Below are 399 nucleotides of genomic sequence, written 5' to 3'. Positions count from 1 at the left end.
CCAGCTATCAGCAGCGTTTTTATCGTTGCTTTCAATTAGCCAATTTGCATATGTCATGTGCCAATATGGGCTCAAACTTGGGTCACGAGTAAGAGCTTTTTTCAGTTGCCTTATTGCATACTGCTGCTCATTAATTTGTTGCCATTGACTGGCAAGCTCAGCTTGCATTAAAGGTGTTAATGGCTGTGCTTCTAACTCGGTGAGCTTATAAATCACCGTGGCTTTATTAGTGGCTGTATTGTTGGCAGAGAGCCTTTCTAGTTTGGTATTAATACTTAGCTGCTCTGTAAGCACATTAATTTGTTCAGTGCGCGCGTTATTAGGAATGTAATCTAAGGTTGCCAGTGCTCCTTGGTAATCGTTCAACGAACGTAAAAATAGTGCATGGCTATAACGCAA

At 41.4% G+C, this 399-nt stretch carries 1 pseudogene; it reads right to left on the bottom strand.

The annotated features are described in order from the left end of the window. Positions 1 to 399: pseudogene (locus HUS62_RS22620) on the bottom strand (cellulose synthase); the annotation flags it as partial.

The sequence above is a fragment of the Pseudoalteromonas sp. 0303 genome, assembly GCF_013349995.1.
GTDB lineage: Bacteria > Pseudomonadota > Gammaproteobacteria > Enterobacterales > Alteromonadaceae > Pseudoalteromonas.
This window is presented reverse-complemented; position numbering and strand designations above follow the sequence as displayed.